Origin of the sequence: Kitasatospora gansuensis (assembly GCF_014203705.1) — a bacterium.
Taxonomy (GTDB): Bacteria; Actinomycetota; Actinomycetes; order Streptomycetales; family Streptomycetaceae; genus Kitasatospora; species Kitasatospora gansuensis.
Window position 1 is genome coordinate 2,751,997 of record NZ_JACHJR010000001.1, and the last position, 17,613, is coordinate 2,769,609.

Consider the following 17,613-nt stretch of genomic DNA (forward strand, 5'->3'; position numbering starts at 1 on the left):
TCAGTCAGGTCGTCCGGAGACGGACTGTCAGCTCTCGGGCATGTAGCACTCGATGCCCTCGCCCGAGCCCTTCTTGATGTTGAGCTTCAGACCGTTGAGCGAGAAGGTGCCCGCCGTGGTGGCCCACGCGGTCTGCTTGACGTCGGTCAGCACGGCCTTGTCGGCGGCCTGGGCGAAGCCCTGGGCGCCGGTGGGCAGCTTGCCCTGCTTGCGGACGACGTCGATCGCGTCGCCCTCCTTGTGACCGAGGGTGGAGGCGTCCTGGCCGATGTTGATGTTGGTGAACTCGGCGTCCGCCTTGAGCTCGGCCACGTCCAGGATCAGGTTCTTGGCGGTGACCGGCTTCTTCGGGTCGCCACCGGCGTTCAGCACCAGGGTCCAGTTGCCGAGCGGACCGAGGTTGGTCTTCACCGACTGGCACATGTTGCTGATGGTCGCCGTGTCGAAGGTCGAGATGGCGATCGGGTGCGGCGTGCCGTTCACCTCGAAGTCGACCCCGCCGAACTGGGCGAAGTTGGTGCCCTCCAGGCGCGAGGTGGTGACCTTGAAGTCCTGGCCGGAGACGCTGAACGAGGCGGCCAGCGCGTTGCTCGCGAGGCTCACACCGATGGCCGCGGTGGCGGCGAGGCTGGGGACCATCACGAGCGCGAAGCGCTTCCAGCGGGTCTTGCCGAAAGTCTGGGACATGCGAGTCCTCCTTCTGGGACGTACATCTCCGGCCGTCCCCGGCGCGTCCCGCGCCGGCCCCGGCTGGGATGGGAGAGAGCCACGTCCTCAATAGCGGCGACAACCTACGGCCGCGCAGGGGTGCGCGGCCGGAAAGGACAGGAACCGCTTTCTGGGATCTGCGGATACCCCCCTGCCCTCAGCCGCCGACCGGAGTCGGCGGCCACCCGGTGGGGACCTCTGGGGAGAGGACCGGGCGTCGCCGATCGTGCTTGAATCCCAGGCGAAGTACAAGAGGTTCGTTACTGACGGGTAATCCAACATCAGTAACCGTCGATCATGAAATCCGGCCAATTCTCACGGAGCGTGACGATCTGGCGGGGCGTCAGCTCGGAAACGGCTTGGAAACACCAGTGAAACACCCTCCCCCCGTCACCGATGGTGATGAGGAGAGGGTGTGGTCAAGATTTGATAAAGGCCCACGAATCCGTGCGCATTGTCGCCAAATCACCCACGGCACCGCAGGTCACCGGCCGTGCCAGCATTGGCCGTTCAGAACAGCACGCGGGCCAGTGCGGCGCGCGCGGCGCCGACCCTCGGGTCCTCCGCGCCGATCACCTCGAACAGCTCCAGCAGCCGCAGCCGGGCGGTGTCCCGGTCCTCGCCGAACGTCCGGCCGACGGTGTCGACCAGCCGCCCGAAAGCGTCCTCGACATGACCGCCCACCAGATCGAGATCGGCCGCGTCCAGCTGGGCCGCCACGTCCTTCGGATCGCCGGCCGCCGCCGCCCGGACCGCCTGCGGGTCGAACTTCTCCACCCGCTGCAGCAGTTGGGCCTGCGCCAGGCCGAGCTTGGCCTCGGTGTTGCCGGGCTGGTCGGCCAGCACGTTGCGGTACGCCTGGACGGCGCCGCCCAGGTCGCCCCGGTCCAGCGCGTCGTGCGCGGCCGCCAGCGCCGGGTCCTCCGGCGGCAGCGTGGCGGCCGGGGCCTGGCCCTCGGGCGCGCCGGTGCCGCCGACGATGCCGAAGCGCTGCTCGGCCACCGCGATCAACTGGTCAATGATCTTGCGGACGTTGGCCTCGTTTTCGGCCCCCTGGAACAGCGGGACGAGCTGGCCGGCCACCACGGCCATCACGGCCGGGATGCCCTGGATGCCGAACTGCTGGGCGATCAGCTGGTTGGCGTCGACGTCGATCTTGGCGAGCACGATCCGGCCCGCGTACTCCTCGGCGAGACGCTCCAGGATCGGGCTGAGCTGCTTGCACGGCCCGCACCACTCGGCCCAGAAATCGACCACGACCGGGACCTCGGCCGAGCGTTGGACGACCTCGGTCTCGAAGGTGTCCTCGCTGACGTCGATCACCAGCGGGTAGGCGGCGGCGGGCGGGGCGATGCCGTCCGCCTCTGCGGCGGCGGCCTGGCGGGCCCGCTCGGCCCTGGCCTGCTCGGCCTTCTGGGCGGCCTCTCCGGCCGCCTTCACTGCGGCGAGATCGACCGCACCGCGCAGGGCGGAGCTGTTGAGACCTGAATTCCGTGGCTGCATGGCACTATCCTCCCCCGTCCGCGCCAGTGACGTGTGCCAACCGCCGGGAATGTCCTGAAGGCTCTCCGGCCCGGCGTCGGCGGGAGTCGCCTCCCCGGTAGTCGAAGGAGTCCGGCGCGGATCCCCATCCGCGCCCCGCGCCCACCCGATCCCTGGGGCCGGCGCGTGGTTGTCGCTCTATTCGCTACGAGTCGTAGCGTATCTGCATCCGGGGCCGGTGCCGCAAGCCCTTCCGGGCAACCGGGGACGTGAGCTGCCCCACTTTCCGGCACCTCCCGGGTCCCGCTACCGCCGGTATGTCGCTACCGTGTGGAGCTCAAGTTACTCGCAGGTAAACCGCAAGGAGGCTCGGTGGCCCCCACCACCCGGCAGCCCACCGCCCCGGCCGAGGCCCCCACCCCGGCCGCGACCCCGGCCGCGCCCGCGCGCGGCAAGGGACGGCCCCGCAGTGCTGCCGCCGACCTCGCGATCCTGGACGCCACCCGCGCCGCACTGGCCGAACTCGGCTGGGGCGGACTGACCATGGGTCACGTCGCGGCCCGGGCCGGCGTCGCCAAGACCACCCTCTACCGCCGCTGGCCGTCCAAGAACGAGCTGGTGGTGGACGCGGTGGCCAGCCTGTTCGACGACCTCGAGGTCGCCGACCTCGGCAGCCTGCGCGCCGACATCGAGGCCGTGGTGTTCCGCTTCGCCGAACTGCTGGCCCGCCCCGAGACCCAGGCCGCCCTGCTCGCCCTGTTCGCCGAGGGCACCCGGGACCCGCTGCTCCGGCAACGGATCAGGGAACGGATCGTCGACCCGCAGAAGCACCTGGTCCAGCAGGGCCGGGCGAACGCCCAGCGCCGCGGCGAACTCGGCCCCGACCGGGACGAGGCGACCGCCTGCGAGGAGATCTCGATCATCTTCGACACCATCGCCGGCACCGTCGAACACCGCATGCTGGTCAGCGGCGAACCGGTCACCCCGGAGTGGATCCACCGCTTCACCACCCTCCTCCTCAGCCCCCTCCCGGGCCTCTTCCTGTAGCCCAAACCACCAGGGGCTCGGGGAACTGCGACGGTTCGTGGCTGGCGGGTATCACTGCGAAAGTGCCTGACCACCTACGCACGGATCACCTTGCACGAGGTCGGCGTCGCAGTTCCCCGAGCCCCTGGCGTGTGCCACCTGGCGAAACGTCAGACCTGGTAGCGGTCCGGCGCGAACGCGTCCAGGTTCGCCGCGACCCACGCGGAGGTGTGCCGCAGTCCCTCCGCCAGCGTCACCCGGGGCTGCCAGCCGGCCAGTTCGCGGACCCGGCTGTTGTCGGCCAGCAGCCGCTCCACCTCGCTGCCGCTGGGCCGCAGCCGCGACGGGTCGACCACCACCTCGGCGTCCCGCCCGGATGCGGCGATCAACTGCCCGGCCAGCTCGCCGATCGAGATCTCGCTGCCCGTCCCCAGGTTGAGCACCTGGCCGACCGCCCGGTCGGCCACCGCGACGGCCAGGAAGCCCTCGGCGGTGTCGGTGACGTACGTGAAGTCCCGGGTCGGGGTGACCGAGCCGAGCTTGATCTGCCGGGCGCCGGAGTGCAGTTGGGCCAGGATGGCGGGGATCACCGCGCGGGCCGACTGCCGGGGACCGTAGGTGTTGAACGGGCGGACCACCGAGACCGGCAGCTCGAAGGCGTGCCAGTAGGAGAGCGCCGTCATGTCGGCGCCGATCTTCGAGGCCGAGTACGGCGACTGCGGCTGGAGCGGGTGCTCCTCGGTGATCGGTGCGGTGATCGCGGTGCCGTAGACCTCGCTGGTGGAGGTGTGCACCAGCCGGGCGCCGTGCCGCAGGCAGGCTGCGGCGACGTTCTGGGTGCCGACCACGTTGGTCTGCACGTACGCCTCGGGCGACTGGTAGCTGTACGGGATGCCGATCAGCGCGGCCAGGTGGAAGACCGTGTCGCAGCCCGCCACCGCGTCCTGCACCCGGCCCGCGTCCCGGACGTCGCCCGCGAGCATCTCGACCTGACCGCTCCTCAGATGACCGGCGAGATATCCCCGCTCGGCGTACGGCTTGTAGTGCACCAGGGCGCGCACCTCGGCGCCGCGCTCCACCAGCAGGTCGACCAGGGTCGAGCCGATGAAGCCCTCCCCGCCGGTCACCAGTACGCGCTTGCCGGTCCAGTCGTTCATGCGGTCCTCCTCGTTGAGTACTCGTGCTGACGGACCGTCCGCAGCACCTTGGCCGCCAGCAGGTCCGCCGCCTCGGCGTGCGTCCCCGGGTCGGCGGCCTTGCCCATCACGGCGAGCCGTACCGGGTCCGCCAGCAGCGGTCCGACCAGCGCGGCCAGCCGGTCGGCGGTGCACTCGGCGTCGGGCAGCAGCAGCCCGGCCCCGGCGTCGGTGAGCACCCGGGCGTTGTGGGTCTGGTGGTCGTGCGGCGCGTGCGGGTACGGGACCAGCACGGCCGGTACGCCGACGCTGGCCAGCTCCGCCACGGTGGCCGAACCGGCCCGGCAGACCACCAGGTCGGCGGCGGCGTACGCGAGGTCCATCCGGTCCAGGTAGGGGACGGCCTCGGCCACCGGGTTGCCGCCGAGCCGCTCCCGGGCGGCCTCCAGAGCGGCCGGGCCGGTCTTGACGAGCAGTCGGACGTCGGCCCTGCCCCGCCACCGCTCGGCCAGCCCGAGGGCCGCCTCGGTGAGCCGGGCCGCGCCCAGGCTGCCGCCGTTGAAGAGCAGCAGCCTGGCGCCCGGCGGCACCCCGAGCCTGACCCGGGCCTCGGCCCGCAGTGCCGCCCGGTCGAGCCCGGCCACCGCGCCGACCAGCGGCATGCCGACCGTCTCGGTGTCCGCGCCGGACGGCAGGTGGTCCCTGGTCCGGTCGAAGGCCAGCGCCAGGTGCGGGGTGAGCCGGGCGGCGAACCGGTTGGCCCGGCCCGGCACCGCGTTGGACTCGTGTACCACGCTGGGCAGCCCGGCCAGCCGGGCCCCGACGATCACCGGCGCGCTCGGGTAGCCGCCCATCCCGACCGCGACCTGGGCCCGCTGCGCCCGGAGGATCTCCCGGCACTGGGCCCCGGACTTCAGCAGCGCGGCCGGCAGCAGGTAGCGGCGCAGGCCGAGCGAGGCGTCGAACGGGATCATGTCCACGGTGTGCAGCCGGTACCCGGCGGCCGGGATCAGCTCGGTCTCCAGGCCCCGTTCGGTACCGACGAAGGAGATCTCCGCCCCCGGGTCGGCCCGGCGGAGCGCCTCGGCCAGCGCGAGGCCGGGATAGATGTGGCCGCCCGTGCCGCCGGCACCTATCACCACCGACAAGCTGTGTTCTGTCATGACACCGGAGCCTGCCGAGGCGGAGTAAGAGAGTTCTAATAGCCCGGTTTGCGATGCTTGTCCGCATGAGCAGCCCGCAGAAGGTCCTGGTGGTGGACGACGATCCGGAGGTCCGCGCCGCCGTCGAGGACGGCCTCGCGGTGGCCGGGTACGCGGTCCGCGGCGCCGCCGACGGACTGGCGGGGCTGGCCGAACTGACGGCCTGGCAGCCGGACGCCCTGGTGCTGGACGTGATGATGCCCGTCCTGGACGGACTGGCGGTCTGCCGCCGGCTGCGGGCGCTCGGCGACCGCACCCCGATCCTGGTGCTGACCGCCCGGGACTCGGTCAGCGACCGGGTGGACGGCCTGGACGCGGGCGCCGACGACTACCTGGTCAAGCCGTTCGCGCTGGACGAGCTGACCGCCCGACTACGCGCCCTGCTCCGCCGGGCCGCCCCGGCCGAGCCCGAACGGGCCTACACCTTCGCCGACCTGACGGTCGATCCGGTCAGCCGGACCGGCCACCGGGCGGGCCGGGCGGTGGAGTTCAGCCGGACCGAGTTCGCCCTGCTGGAGCTGCTGCTGCTACACCCGGGCCAGGTGCTGCCGCGCGAGCTGATCATGGACCGGGTCTGGGGAGCCGACTTCGGCCCCGACTCCAACTCGCTTGCGGTGTACGTCGGTTACCTGCGCCGGAAGCTGGAGGCCGGCGGCGGATCCCGGCTGGTGCACACCGTACACGGCATCGGCTACCGGCTGGACACCGCATGAGCACCCACGCCCGCTGGCGCCGCCGCCGACCGCTGCGGACCCGGCTGGCGCTGGCCACCTCGGCGGCCGTCGCCCTGGTCACCCTCGGGGTCTGCGCCGCCGCCTTCACCATCATCCGGTACGAGCTGGTGCACCAGCTCGACCTGACCCTCACCCAGCACGCCACCCTGGTCCAGCAGCAGTACCGGGGCCAGGGCCCGCAGACCGTCTACGGCGAGTGCGGCTACCTGGCCGCGCCGCCCTGCACCCAGATCGTCCCGGCCCGGCCCGCCGCCGACCCGGCCACGCCGTACCTGCTGCCGGTCACCCCCGCCACCCGGCAGGTCGCGGCCGGGCAGCGGGCCGCGTACTACGCCGACATCACGGTCAGCGGCCACCCGGCCCGGATGCTCACCACCCGGTTCGGCTCCGCGCAGGCCGTACAGGTCGCGCTGCGCTCCGACACCGTGCAGCAAGGGGTCCGGCAGGTCGGGGAGTTGATGGCGGTGGTGGCCGGCGCGGGCATCCTGCTGGCGGGCGGGCTCGGCTACGCGGTGGCCCGTACCGGCCTGGCCCCGGTGGCCCGGCTGACCGCGACCGCCGAACGGATCGCCACCACCCGGGACGCCACCGTCCGGATCGACCTTCCGGCAGGCCGGGGCGAGGACGAAGTGACCCGGCTGGCCGGGGCGTTCAACACCATGCTCGGCGAACTGGAGCAGTCCGTCACCGCCCGGCGGCGACTGGTCGCCGACGCCTCCCACGAACTGCGGACCCCGCTGACCGCCCTCCGTACCAACGCGGAACTCCTGGGCCGGGTGGACCAGTTGACGCCGGAGCAGCGGGCCCGCGCGACCGCGGGACTGCAACGGCAGCTGCGCGCGGTGACCGGCCTGGTGAACGACCTGATCGAACTGGCCCGGGACGAGGAGCCCCAGGCCCTGGTCGAGACGGTCCGGCTCGGGCCGCTGGTGACCCACTGCGTCGACACCGCACGCGGGCACTGGCCCGGCATCCGCTTCGACCTGACCACCACCGACGTCACCCTGGACGGCGTCCCGGCCCGGCTGGCCCGCCTGGTGGCCAACCTGCTCGACAACGCCGCCAAGTTCAGCCCACCCGGCGGCCCCGTCGAAGTCACCCTCACCGCCCACGAGTTGACCGTCCGCGACCACGGCCCGGGCATCGCCCCCGAAGACCTCCCACACGTCTTCGACCGCTTCTACCGCGCCCCGTCCGCCCGCCCCCTCCCGGGCTCCGGCCTCGGCCTCGCCATGGCCCACCAGATCGCCCAAGCCCACGGCGCAATTCTCACGGCCGAAGCAGCACCCGGCGGCGGAGCACTTTTCCGCCTCACCTTTACTTGCAGGACCTAGGGGCTCGGGGAACTGCGACGCCGACCCCAGAAGCGTTCAACACGCTTATGCGGTCAGGCACTTTCGCAGTGACCCGAGCCCCTGGTGATACCTCTAGAACATCGCAGTTTCCCGGTAGATCCCCCACTCGTCGCGGAGCGCGTTACAGATCTCCCCGAGCGTGGCCTCCGCCCGGACCGCGGTGAGCATCGGCGGGATCATGTTGTCCCCCGACCGCGCAGCGGCCAGCAGCTCCGCGAGAGCGCCCTGCACCGCCGCTTCGTCCCGCGCCGCCTTCCGCGCCGCGAGCACCCGCACCTGCTCCCGCTCGACCTCGTGGCTGACCCGGAGGATCTCCAACTCGGGGGTGACGCTGCGCGGGTGGCAGTTGACGCCGACCACGCGCTTCTCGCCCTTCTCCACACCCTGTTGGTACGCGAAGGCGGCCTCCGCGATCTCCCCGGTGAACCAGCCCTCCTCGATGCCGCGCAGGATGCCCGAGGTCATCGGCCCGATGGGGTGGTCCGCCGAAGCCTTGTCCAAAATCCGCTGGAAGATCGCCTCGGCCTGCTCCTCGATCCGGTCGGTCAGCGCCTCGACATACCAGGAACCGCCCAGCGGGTCGGCCACGTTGGCGACGCCGGTCTCCTCCATCAGCACCTGCTGGGTGCGCAGCGCGATCTCCGCCGCCTGCTCACTCGGCAGCGCGAGCGTCTCGTCCAGCGCGTTGGTGTGCAGCGACTGCGTGCCGCCGAGCACCGCCGACAGCGCCTCGACGGCCGTCCGCACCACGTTGTTGTACGGCTGCTGCGCCGTCAGCGAGACACCCGCGGTCTGGGTGTGGAACCGCAGCCACTGCGCCTTGTCGGTCTTCGCGCCGTACCGCTCCTTCATCCAGCGGGCCCAGATCCGGCGCGCGGCACGGAACTTGGCGATCTCCTCGAAGAAGTCCAGGTGCGCGTCGAAGAAGAACGACAGACCGGGCGCGAAGACGTCCACGTCGAGACCGCGCGACAGCCCCAGCTCGACGTACCCGAAGCCGTCCGCCAGGGTGTAGGCGAGCTCCTGGGCGGCCGTGGCCCCGGCCTCCCGGATGTGGTAGCCGGAGACCGAGAGCGGCTTGTACGCGGGGATGCCCGCCGCGCAGTACTCCATCAGGTCGCCGATCAGGCGCAGGTGCGGCTCGGGAGCGAACAGCCACTCCTTCTGCGCGATGTACTCCTTGAAGATGTCGGTCTGCAGGGTGCCGTTGAGCGCCGCCGGGTCGACGCCCTGGCGCTCGGCGGCCACCAGGTACATGCAGAAGACCGGCACGGCCGGGCCGCTGATGGTCATCGAGGTGGTCACCTCGCCGAGCGGGATGCCCTGGAACAGCACCTCCATGTCGGCGGCGGAGTCGATCGCCACCCCGCAGTGGCCGACCTCGCCGAGCGACTTGGCGTCGTCGGAGTCGTAGCCCATCAGGGTCGGCATGTCGAAGGCGACCGAGAGGCCGCCGCCGCCGGAGTCCAGGATCATCTTGTAGCGCTCGTTGGTCTGCTCGGCGTTGCCGAAGCCGGCGAACTGGCGGATGGTCCACGTCCGCCCCCGGTAGCCGGTGGCGTGCAGGCCGCGGGTGAAGGGGTACTCCCCCGGCCAGCCGATCCGCTCGAAGCCCTCGACGGGCTGACCGGCGGCCGGGCCGTACACCGGCTCCACCTCGTCGCCGCTCAGGGTGGTGAAGTCGGCCTCACGCTTCCGGGCCTTGTCGTACCGCTGCTGCCAGCGGTTACGACCGGCCTCGATCTCCTCGGCGTCCATCAGACTCCGACTCCACTCCGTTGCGGCCGCTGCCTTGTGGGTGCGGGACCAGTTACTTGGATGTCCTAGTAATTTACTCGGACGTCCTAGTATCTGTCGATGGGCCCCCGACGACAGAGAGGCGCCACTCCCGTTTTCGGAAGTGGCGCCTCTCTCGGTGTAACGCGTGACGACGGGTCAGGCCCGGACGGGCTCCGCCTCGACGATCAGCGGGGCCACCTCGCGGGAGACCCGGCGCTCGACGAAGAACGCGGCGGTCGGCACGGTGCCGGCCAGCAGCACCCAGGCCAGCTTGCGCATCGGCCACTTCGCCTTGGTGCCGAGGTCGAAGGCGAACACCAGGTAGAGCACGTAGAGCCAGCCGTGCGCGATACCGACCGCGGTGGTGAACGCGGGCGCGCCCGACAGGTCCAGCACGTACTTGGCGATCATGCCCAGGACCAGCAGGACCAGCAGGACACCCGTCACATACGCCAGGACCCGGTAGCGGGTCAGCACACTCTGCTTCATGCCATCGAGGGTAACCGCCCTTATCGGACGCCCCGACCACAGGGCGGTCACTGCCGGAAGTCGCCCGCCGCCACCCGGAGCGGCCGCAGCACGTCGAAGATCTGCCGGCACTGCTCCGCGTCGTAACCCTCCAGCCCGAAGTCCATCGCCATCAGGTCCTGGGTGGCCTGCTCGACCGCCTCGCGACCCCGGTCGGTGATGGCCGCGAGCACGCCCCGGCCGTCCAGCGGATTGGGACGGCGGGCCACCAGGCCGGAGCGCTCCAGCCGGTCGACGGTGTTGGTGACGCTGGTCGGGTGCACCATCAGCCGCTCGCCGATCTTGGAGAGCGAGAGCTCGCCGGTCCGGCTGAAGGTGAGCAGCACCAGGGCCTCGTACCGGGCGAAGGTCAGCCCGTACGGCTTGACCACGGCGTCCACCCGGCCGAGCAGGATCTGATGGGCGCGCATCACCGAGGTGATGGCCGACATCGAGGGAACGCCGCCCCAGCGGCTGGTCCAGAGTTCATCGGCGCGGGCGATCGGGTCGAATTCGAGAGCGAGGGGCTTGGCCACCCCTCCACCGTACCGGCGGCCCCCTCGGCGGGTAGCAGGTGTCCACGATGACGGACAAGGGGGTGCCCTGGCGAAGTCCCGCCAGGCCACCCCCGGAGTCGCCGAAACTACCCGCGAGTCACCAACATCCCTACCGCGCAAGGCAGTTACCGAATCTCGACCCTGGCCCGTCGAATCCCGTCGAAGCCTGTCGCATCTGCCCGTTTCGCCCGTGATGCCACCCGGCCGATCCAGCCACCGCCGCACCCGGTCCGATTGGCGGGAGCTGGCCAACTCCGGGCCGAGACCTGTCATTTCATCATGTGCATTGTCATGCTTCTGGCCAGTCCCGTCACGGCACCGGCCGCCCCACCCACATCCGGCCGGATGTCGTCAGCCGCACGGGCAGCACGGCAGCACGTCAGCATCCGCTCCGCCCCGCTGGCACTAACCCCTGGTGCCCCGGAGTGAGGTGCGACCGCGCACACGCGGTTGATTCCCGGAAGGAACCCGTACGTGAAGCGAAAGCTGACAGTCGGAGCCGCACTCTCCGCCACGGTGATCCTCGCCAGCGCCGTCCAGTTCGGCGCCGGGACCGCCCAGGCCGCACCGGCCCCGGTGAGCGGCAAGGGCTCCACCTTCCAGCGCGCCGAACTCAAGGCGCTGGCCCAGTCGTACGCCCCCGTGGTGGCCAAGGCCCTCGGCCTCGGCTCCGCAGAGGCGCTGGTCGCCAAGGACGCCGTGATCGACGCGTCCGGCGCCAAGCACCTGCGCTTCGAGCGCACCTACTCCGGCCTCTCCGTGATCGGTGGCGACCTGGTCGCGCACCTGACCCTGAACGGCAAGGTCAGTTCGGTCGACCGGGCCGTCGAGACCACCGTCGCGCTGGCCGACCTGACCCCGGCCGTGCCGGCCGAGAAGGCCGCCAAGCAGGCCACCGGCGCCGTGCAGGCCACCGTCGGCCAGACCATCGACAAGGACGAGTCGCCGCTGAAGGCGATCACCGGCACCGGCAGCCCGACCCTGGTGGTCTGGGCCCAGTCCGGCGCACCGCGCCTGGCCTACCAGACCGTCGTCGAGGGTGTCCGGGAGGACGGCGCCCCCAGTGCCCAGAACCTGGTCACCGACGCGGCCACCGGCGAGGTGCTCGCCAGTCACGAGCAGTACCTCGCGAGCGCGGCCACCGGCAGTGGCAAGGGCGTGCACGTCGGTTCGGTCACCCTGACCACCAACTACACGGGCTCCACCTACGAGTTGAAGGACCCGACCCGGGGCAACACCCGCACCGCCGGCCTGGGCGGCGGCACCTCGGGCAACGGCACGCTGTTCACCGACGCCGACAACGTCTGGGGCAACGGCCTGGCCTCCAACAGCCAGTCGGCCGCCGTGGACGCCCAGTACGGCGCGGTGGCGACCTGGGACTACTACAAGAACAGCTTCAACCGCCTGGGCATCCGCAACGACGGTGTCGGCGCGCTCAGCCGGGTGCACTACGGCAGCAACTACGTCAACGCGTTCTGGAGCGACTCCTGCTTCTGCATGACGTACGGCGACGGCTCGGGCAACAGCAAGCCGCTCACCGCGATCGACGTGTCCGGTCACGAGATGACCCACGGCGTCACCGCCAACACCGCCGGCCTGGTCTACTCCGGCGAGTCCGGCGGTCTCAACGAGGCCACCTCGGACATCTTCGGCACCATGGTCGAGTGGTCCGCCAACCTGGCCGCCGACCCGGGTGACTACCTGATCGGCGAGAAGATCAACATCAACGGGAACGGCACGCCGCTCCGTTACATGGACAAGCCCTCCAAGGACGGCGCGTCCAAGGACTCCTGGTACTCCGGGGTCGGCAACGTGGACGTGCACTACTCCTCGGGCGTGGCGAACCACTTCTTCTACCTGCTCTCCGAGGGCAGTGGTGCCAAGGTCATCAACGGGGTCAGCTACAACAGCCCGACCTCCAACGGCTCGACCGTGGTGGGCATCGGCCGCACCAAGGCCGCGGCGATCTGGTACCGCGCGCTGACCGTGTACTTCACCTCCACCACCAACTACAAGGCCGCGCGCACCGCCACCCTGAAGGCGGCGTCCGACCTGTACGGCGCCACCAGCACCGAGTACAAGACGGTCGCGGCCGCCTGGTCCGCGGTCAACGTCTGATCCACCCGCAGCAGCGCGCCGCAGCCGGGTCTCCCGTTCGGGAGGCCCGGCTGCGGCGTTTTTGCTAGCAGTTGCCCGGACGGGTGATCAAGAGGCCAGGTCTGGCGAGGTCCCGCCACTGTCGTTTCTGGTACATACCAGGACAGCAATCCGCCGAAACATTGCCGCAATCTTCGTATTGGTCTGGACAGTTACCGATTTTCGACGGTTGTTCAGGTTCCGTTCGCGTCGAAACTCCGTTCCAGCGCCGGTATTTGACCCATTTGTCGGGTATGCCGCGCAGTCGATCAGGCCATCACGCAGCGTGCCGAGCTGGCGGGACATGGCCAACTCTGAGCCGAGACCTGTCATTTCACCAGGTGCATTGTCATGCTTCTGGCCAGCCCCGTTACGGCGTCCGTCCGCCCCACCACTCCGGCCGGATGCCGCTTGACCGCACGGAGCAGCACGTCAGCATCCGCTCCGCCCCGACGGCACTAACCCCTGGTGCCCCGGAGCGAGGTGCGACCGCGCACAAGCGGTTGATCTTCGGAAGGAACCCGTCCGTGAAGCGAAAGCTGACTGTCGGAGCCGCACTCTCGGCCACGCTGATCCTCGCCAGCGCCATCCAGGTCAGTGCCGGTACGGCGCAGGCCGCCCCCGTCACCGCGAGCAGCAAGGGCTCCACCTTGCGGAGCGCCGAGCTGAAGTCGCTGGCCCAGTCGTACGCCCCCGCCGTGGCCCAGGCCGCCGGCCTCGGCGCCTCGGAGGCGCTGGTCGCCAAGGACGCCGTACTCGACGCCAACGGCGCCAAGCACCTGCGCTTCGAGCGCACCTTCGCCGGTCTGCCGGTGGTCGGTGGCGACCTGGTCGCGCACCTGAACCCGGCCGGCAAGGTCAAGTCGGTGGACAAGGCCGCCGAGGCCACCATCGCACTGCCCACCCTCACCCCCGCCGTGCCCGCCGAGAAGGCCGCCAAGCAGGCCACCGGCGCCGTGCAGGCCACCGTCGGTGTGACCATCGACGAGGACGAGAGCCCGATGAAGGAGGTCACCGGCTCCTCCGAGCCGAAGCTGGTGATCTGGGCCACCACCGGCACCCCCCGCCTGGCCTACGAGACCGTGGTCGAGGGCGTCCGCGAGAGCGGCATACCCAGCGCCCAGAAGCTGGTCACCGACGCCGCCACCGGCGAGGTGCTCTCCACCCACGAGCAGTACCTCGCGGCCGCCGCCTCCGGCACCGGCAAGGGCGTGTTCGTCGGTTCGGTCCCGCTGACCACCAACTCCGCCAGCGGCACGTTCCAGCTGAAGGACCCCAGCCGGGGCAACATGTACACCACCACGCTCGCCAACAAGACCTCGGGCAACGGCACCCTGCTGACCGACACCGACAACGTCTGGGGCACCGGCCTGGTCTCCAGCAGCCAGTCGGCCGCCGTGGACGCCCAGTTCGGCGCCGCGGCCACCTGGGACTTCTACAAGAACTCGTTCGGCCGCCTCGGCATCCGCAACGACGGTGTCGGCGCCTACAGCCGGGTGCACTACGGCCGCAACTACGTCAACGCGTTCTGGAGCGACACCTGCTTCTGCATGACGTACGGCGACGGTGCCTCCAACACCCACCCGCTCACCGAGCTGGACGTCGCGGGCCACGAGATGACCCACGGCGTCACCGCCAACACGGCCGGCCTGAACTACTCGGGCGAGTCCGGCGGCCTCAACGAGGCCACCTCGGACATCTTCGGCACCATGGTCGAGTTCTCGGCGAACCTGGCGGCCGACAAGGGCGACTACCTGATCGGCGAGCTGATCAACATCAACGGTGACGGCACGCCGCTCCGTTACATGGACAAGCCCTCCAAGGACGGTGGCTCGGCGGACGCCTGGTCCTCCGGCGTCGGCTCGCTCGACGTGCACTACTCCTCGGGCCCGGCGAACCACTTCTTCTACCTGCTCTCCGAGGGCAGCGGCGCCAAGACCGTCAACGGCGTCAGCTACAACAGCCCGACCAGCAACGGCTCGACCCTGACCGGCATCGGCCGGGACAAGGCCGCGGCGATCTGGTACCGCGCGCTGACCGTGTACTGGACCTCCACCACCAACTACGCGGGCGCCCGTACCGGCACCCTCAAGGCGGCGGCGGACCTGTACGGCACCGGCAGCGCCGAGTACAACGCGGTCGCGGCCACCTGGTCCGGGGTCAACGTCAACTGACGCCCCGTCACTGAACGCGCGACAGCCCGGGCCCCTCGGAGGGGAGGCCCGGGCTGTCGTGTCGGTGCGTCAGGCGGTGGCGGGCTCCCCGGCGGCCGGGTACTCGCCGCGCTCCTCCTTGGCGAGCATCCGCTCGGCCACGAAGCCGCCGAACGGCAGCACCGAGAGCACGAACAGGATCGCGCCGCGCTTGGCGTCCCAGCGCTGCTTCTGCCAGGCCAGCGCGAGGAAGACCACGTACAGCACGAAGAGCGCACCGTGCACCGAGCCCATCACCGGCACGGCGTTGAAGTCCGTCGTGCGCTTGAGCACCGAGCAGACCAGCAGCAGCAGGAAGGACAGGCCCTCGGGGGCGGAGACAAGGCGCAGACGGTGGACGGCGCTGCTCTTCACGGCGGGTACCTCGCTACAGGGGATCGACCGGTTTGTGAACCAGTGCACAAACCGCCACCCATTATGACCGGTCCTTTACCTGTCACCGGCGGCCGGGGCCGTGTACCGGATCTGTACCAGTGAGCGCCGCCCTCTCCCGGTGGCCCGGCGGGGGCCGCTATGGTCACCGCGTGGCACAGTTTCGACTCCAGGGATCAAAGGTGCTCGCCGTCGACATGACGGGCGACGCGGTCAAGGCCCGCAACGGATGCATGGTTGCGTACACGGGCCAGATGAACTTCAAGAAGCTCAGCGGCGGTGGCAACGGCCTTCGAGGCATGGTCACCCGCCGGCTGACGGGTGAGCAGATGGAGGTCATGGAGGTCCAGGGGCAGGGCACCTGCTTCTTCGCCGACCGGGCCACCGAGGTCAACCTCGTGCGGCTGAACGGCGAGACGCTGTTCGTCGAGGCGGACAACCTGCTCTGCACCGAGGGCAGCCTGCACACCGGCACCAGCTTCACCGGCCTGAACGGGATGGCCTCCGGCACCGGCCTGTTCACCACCAAGGTGGACGGGCACGGCTGGGCCGCGCTCACCTCCAAGGGTCCGGCGATCATCCTCCGGGTCTCCCAGGGGCAGCCGCTGCGGGTGGACCCGGGCGCGTACGTCGCGCACACCGGCAACCTCAACCGCGCGCTGAAGTCCGGCGGCGGCTGGACCACGCTGATCGGCGAGGGCGGTGGCGAGGCGATGCAGGTGGAGTTCACCGGCGAGGGCCTGGTCTACGTCCAGCCGTCCGAGCGGCTCACCTTCGGGGGCGACGTCTGATGCCGTTCACCAAGATCAACAGCAAGCTGATCGAGGCCAAGGTCTTCCCCGGCCAGCGGATCTTCAGCCAGCGCGGTTCGATGATCGCGTACACCGGCGAGGTCGGCTTCACCCCCAACCTGACCGGTGGTCAGGGCGGCGTGATGGGCATGATCGGCCGCCGGGTGGCCAACGAGGACGTCCCGCTGATGACCGTCGAGGGCCAGGGCAGCGTGCTGTTCGGCCACGGCGGCCACCACATCCAGATCATCGAGCTCAACGGCGACACCCTGAACGTCGAGGCGGACCGACTGCTCGCCTTCGACGGCACGCTCCGGCAGACCACCGTCTTCCTCGGCTCGCAGGGCGGCGTGATGGGCATGGTGCGCGGCCAGGTCAGCGGGCAGGGCCTGTTCACCACCCAGCTGAGCGGCCAGGGTTCGGTCGCGGTGATGGCGCACGGCGGCTTCGTCGAGCTGCCGATCACCCCGAACCAGCCGGTGCACGTCGACCCGCAGGCGTACGTCGCCCACCGCGGCCAGGTCCAGAACAAGCTGTCCACCTCGGTGGGCTGGCGTGACATGGTCGGCCGCGGCTCCGGCGAGGCCTTCCAGCTGGAGCTGTCCGGCAACGGTGTGGTGTACGTCCAGGCGAGCGAGGAGAAGCTCTGATGTCCTACCCGCCCCAGTACCCGCCGCAGCAGCCCGGCTATCCGCAGCAGCAGCCGGGGTACCCGCAGCAGCAGCAGCCCGGCTACCCCCCGCCGCCGCAGCCCGGGTACGGCGCCCCCGAGGCCCCGCCGGTGCACGACGCGAACAGCCTGCCGGTCAACGACAACGTCAACCCGTACGCCTTCTCGGTGGACCTGAACGGCCCGTACTACCTGCAGAAGGGGAAGATGATCGCCTACTACGGCGACGTCCGCTTCTCCGGGATCGGCCGCGGCTCGATCGACCGCGCGCTCGGCCGCAACTTCAACTCCCCGCTGCACGCGACCGACTGGGTGGTGGCCGAGGGCCGGGGCAAGCTGCTGCTCGCCGACCGGGCCTTCGACCTCAACTCGTACGACCTGGAGAACGGCAACCTGACGGTCCGTTCGGGCAACCTGCTGGCCTTCGAACCGACCCTGGCGCTCAAGCAGTCGATCATCCCGGGCTTCCTCACCCTGATCGGCACCGGCAAGTTCGTGGCCGCCTCGAACGGCCCGGTGCACTTCGTCGAGCCGCCGATCCGGGTCGACCCGCAGGCCCTGGTCGGCTGGGCCGACTGCCCCGCACCCTGCCACCACTACGACCACGGCTACATGCACGGCGTGCTCGGCGGGCTCCGCCAGCTGACCGGTCTCGGCGGGGCCTCCGGCGAGGAGCACCAGTTCGAGTTCATCGGGGCCGGTACGGTGCTGATCCAGTCCAGCGAGACCCTGATGGCCGAGCGCTCGGTCGGCGTCGTGCACCAGGAGGCCGGCGTCCCCGGCGGCGGCTACGGCGTACCGCCGCAGCAGGGCCACGGCCAGAGCCAGTTGCCGAACGTGAACGTCCCCGGTCTGGGGAATCTCGGCGACCTCGGACGGCGCTTCGGTCTGTAGGTTCTGCAGTTGGTCTAATTGTATAACTTTTAACAACCTCGGCTATAGTGT

Annotated in this window: 16 protein-coding genes; 8 read left to right on the top strand and 8 right to left on the bottom strand. The window is 70.4% G+C overall.

Annotation, left to right across the window (positions count from 1 at the left end; translation table 11 throughout):
- Positions 1–27: 27 nt before the first annotated feature.
- Positions 28–687: a DUF6230 family protein gene (locus F4556_RS12070; protein ID WP_184914184.1), complete on the bottom strand. Its 660-nt coding sequence runs from the start codon at positions 685–687 to the stop codon at positions 28–30.
- Positions 688–1,218: 531 nt separating this feature from the next.
- Positions 1,219–2,211, bottom strand: coding sequence for a thioredoxin (gene trxA / locus F4556_RS12075; protein WP_184914185.1), 993 nt, complete (start codon positions 2,209–2,211; stop codon positions 1,219–1,221).
- 351 nt (positions 2,212–2,562) lie between these two features.
- On the opposite strand from trxA, the gene F4556_RS12080 reads away from it, so the two are divergent.
- Positions 2,563–3,237, top strand: a complete 675-nt coding sequence (locus F4556_RS12080; protein WP_184914187.1) for a TetR/AcrR family transcriptional regulator — start codon at positions 2,563–2,565, stop codon at positions 3,235–3,237.
- A 149-nt stretch (positions 3,238–3,386) separates the two neighbouring features.
- Here the strand turns inward: F4556_RS12080 and F4556_RS12085 are convergent, their stop codons facing one another.
- On the bottom strand, positions 3,387–4,373 hold the full coding sequence (locus F4556_RS12085; RefSeq protein WP_184914189.1) for an SDR family NAD(P)-dependent oxidoreductase: 987 nt from the start codon (positions 4,371–4,373) through the stop codon (positions 3,387–3,389).
- A complete protein-coding gene (locus tag F4556_RS12090; RefSeq protein WP_184914191.1) occupies positions 4,370–5,515 on the bottom strand; it encodes a UDP-N-acetylglucosamine--N-acetylmuramyl-(pentapeptide) pyrophosphoryl-undecaprenol N-acetylglucosamine transferase in 1,146 nt (381 codons plus the stop codon). Before F4556_RS12090 ends, F4556_RS12085 begins: the two co-directional genes overlap by 4 nt.
- Before the next feature lie 65 nt (positions 5,516–5,580).
- Between F4556_RS12090 and F4556_RS12095 the strand changes: the two genes are divergently transcribed.
- Both F4556_RS12095 and F4556_RS12100 read left to right on the top strand, forming a co-directional pair.
- Positions 5,581–6,267, top strand: a complete 687-nt coding sequence (locus F4556_RS12095) for a response regulator transcription factor (RefSeq protein ID WP_281403646.1) — start codon at positions 5,581–5,583, stop codon at positions 6,265–6,267.
- Complete coding sequence (locus tag F4556_RS12100; protein WP_184914195.1) at positions 6,264–7,622, top strand: sensor histidine kinase; 1,359 nt, start codon at positions 6,264–6,266, stop codon at positions 7,620–7,622. The genes F4556_RS12095 and F4556_RS12100 overlap by 4 nt, the downstream gene beginning before the upstream one ends.
- 93 nt (positions 7,623–7,715) lie before the next feature.
- Here the strand turns inward: F4556_RS12100 and icmA are convergent, their stop codons facing one another.
- From icmA to F4556_RS12115, 3 genes are all read right to left on the bottom strand, one after another.
- Positions 7,716–9,401, bottom strand: coding sequence for a coenzyme B12-dependent isobutyryl-CoA mutase large subunit (gene icmA, locus F4556_RS12105; protein ID WP_184914197.1), 1,686 nt, complete (start codon positions 9,399–9,401; stop codon positions 7,716–7,718).
- Between the two features lie 177 nt (positions 9,402–9,578).
- The gene (locus F4556_RS12110) at positions 9,579–9,911 is read right to left on the bottom strand and encodes a DUF3817 domain-containing protein (protein WP_184914198.1); all 333 of its coding nucleotides are present in this window, start codon (positions 9,909–9,911) and stop codon (positions 9,579–9,581) included.
- Positions 9,912–9,958: 47 nt separating this feature from the next.
- On the bottom strand, positions 9,959–10,465 hold the full coding sequence (locus F4556_RS12115) for a MarR family winged helix-turn-helix transcriptional regulator (RefSeq protein WP_184914200.1): 507 nt from the start codon (positions 10,463–10,465) through the stop codon (positions 9,959–9,961).
- A gap of 495 nt (positions 10,466–10,960) precedes the next feature.
- On the opposite strand from F4556_RS12115, the gene F4556_RS12120 reads away from it, so the two are divergent.
- Both F4556_RS12120 and F4556_RS12125 read left to right on the top strand, forming a co-directional pair.
- Entirely contained in the window at positions 10,961–12,604 is a 1,644-nt protein-coding gene (locus tag F4556_RS12120) for a M4 family metallopeptidase (RefSeq protein WP_184914202.1), read from the top strand.
- A 545-nt stretch (positions 12,605–13,149) separates the two neighbouring features.
- Positions 13,150–14,796, top strand: a complete 1,647-nt coding sequence (locus tag F4556_RS12125) for a M4 family metallopeptidase (RefSeq protein ID WP_313068278.1) — start codon at positions 13,150–13,152, stop codon at positions 14,794–14,796.
- Positions 14,797–14,865: 69 nt separating this feature from the next.
- Here F4556_RS12125 and F4556_RS12130 read toward each other — a convergent pair whose 3' ends face one another.
- A complete protein-coding gene (locus F4556_RS12130; RefSeq protein WP_184914205.1) occupies positions 14,866–15,189 on the bottom strand; it encodes a DUF3817 domain-containing protein in 324 nt (107 codons plus the stop codon).
- A gap of 170 nt (positions 15,190–15,359) precedes the next feature.
- Between F4556_RS12130 and F4556_RS12135 the strand changes: the two genes are divergently transcribed.
- Genes F4556_RS12135 through F4556_RS12145 form a run of 3 tightly spaced genes read left to right on the top strand, consistent with a single transcriptional unit; the run spans position 15,360 to position 17,562 of the window.
- On the top strand, positions 15,360–15,998 hold the full coding sequence (locus tag F4556_RS12135) for an AIM24 family protein (protein ID WP_184914207.1): 639 nt from the start codon (positions 15,360–15,362) through the stop codon (positions 15,996–15,998).
- Entirely contained in the window at positions 15,998–16,648 is a 651-nt protein-coding gene (locus F4556_RS12140; RefSeq protein ID WP_184914209.1) for an AIM24 family protein, read from the top strand. Before F4556_RS12135 ends, F4556_RS12140 begins: the two co-directional genes overlap by 1 nt.
- Positions 16,648–17,562, top strand: a complete 915-nt coding sequence (locus tag F4556_RS12145; RefSeq protein ID WP_184914211.1) for an AIM24 family protein — start codon at positions 16,648–16,650, stop codon at positions 17,560–17,562. The genes F4556_RS12140 and F4556_RS12145 overlap by 1 nt, the downstream gene beginning before the upstream one ends.
- Positions 17,563–17,613 lie beyond the last annotated feature (51 nt).

Excerpts from the sequence above, each read along its gene's own strand:
- F4556_RS12140 (WP_184914209.1), top strand. The coding sequence starts at position 15,998 with ATGCCGTTCACCAAGATCAACAGCAAGCTGATCGAGGCCAAGGTCTTC.
- F4556_RS12095 (WP_281403646.1), top strand. The coding sequence starts at position 5,581 with ATGAGCAGCCCGCAGAAGGTCCTGGTGGTGGACGACGATCCGGAGGTC.
- F4556_RS12100 (WP_184914195.1), top strand. The coding sequence starts at position 6,264 with ATGAGCACCCACGCCCGCTGGCGCCGCCGCCGACCGCTGCGGACCCGG.
- icmA (WP_184914197.1), bottom strand. The coding sequence starts at position 9,401 with ATGGACGCCGAGGAGATCGAGGCCGGTCGTAACCGCTGGCAGCAGCGG.
- F4556_RS12110 (WP_184914198.1), bottom strand. The coding sequence starts at position 9,911 with ATGAAGCAGAGTGTGCTGACCCGCTACCGGGTCCTGGCGTATGTGACG.
- trxA (WP_184914185.1), bottom strand. The coding sequence starts at position 2,211 with ATGCAGCCACGGAATTCAGGTCTCAACAGCTCCGCCCTGCGCGGTGCG.
- F4556_RS12145 (WP_184914211.1), top strand. The coding sequence starts at position 16,648 with ATGTCCTACCCGCCCCAGTACCCGCCGCAGCAGCCCGGCTATCCGCAG.
- F4556_RS12085 (WP_184914189.1), bottom strand. The coding sequence starts at position 4,373 with ATGAACGACTGGACCGGCAAGCGCGTACTGGTGACCGGCGGGGAGGGC.
- F4556_RS12090 (WP_184914191.1), bottom strand. The coding sequence starts at position 5,515 with ATGACAGAACACAGCTTGTCGGTGGTGATAGGTGCCGGCGGCACGGGC.
- F4556_RS12070 (WP_184914184.1), bottom strand. The coding sequence starts at position 687 with ATGTCCCAGACTTTCGGCAAGACCCGCTGGAAGCGCTTCGCGCTCGTG.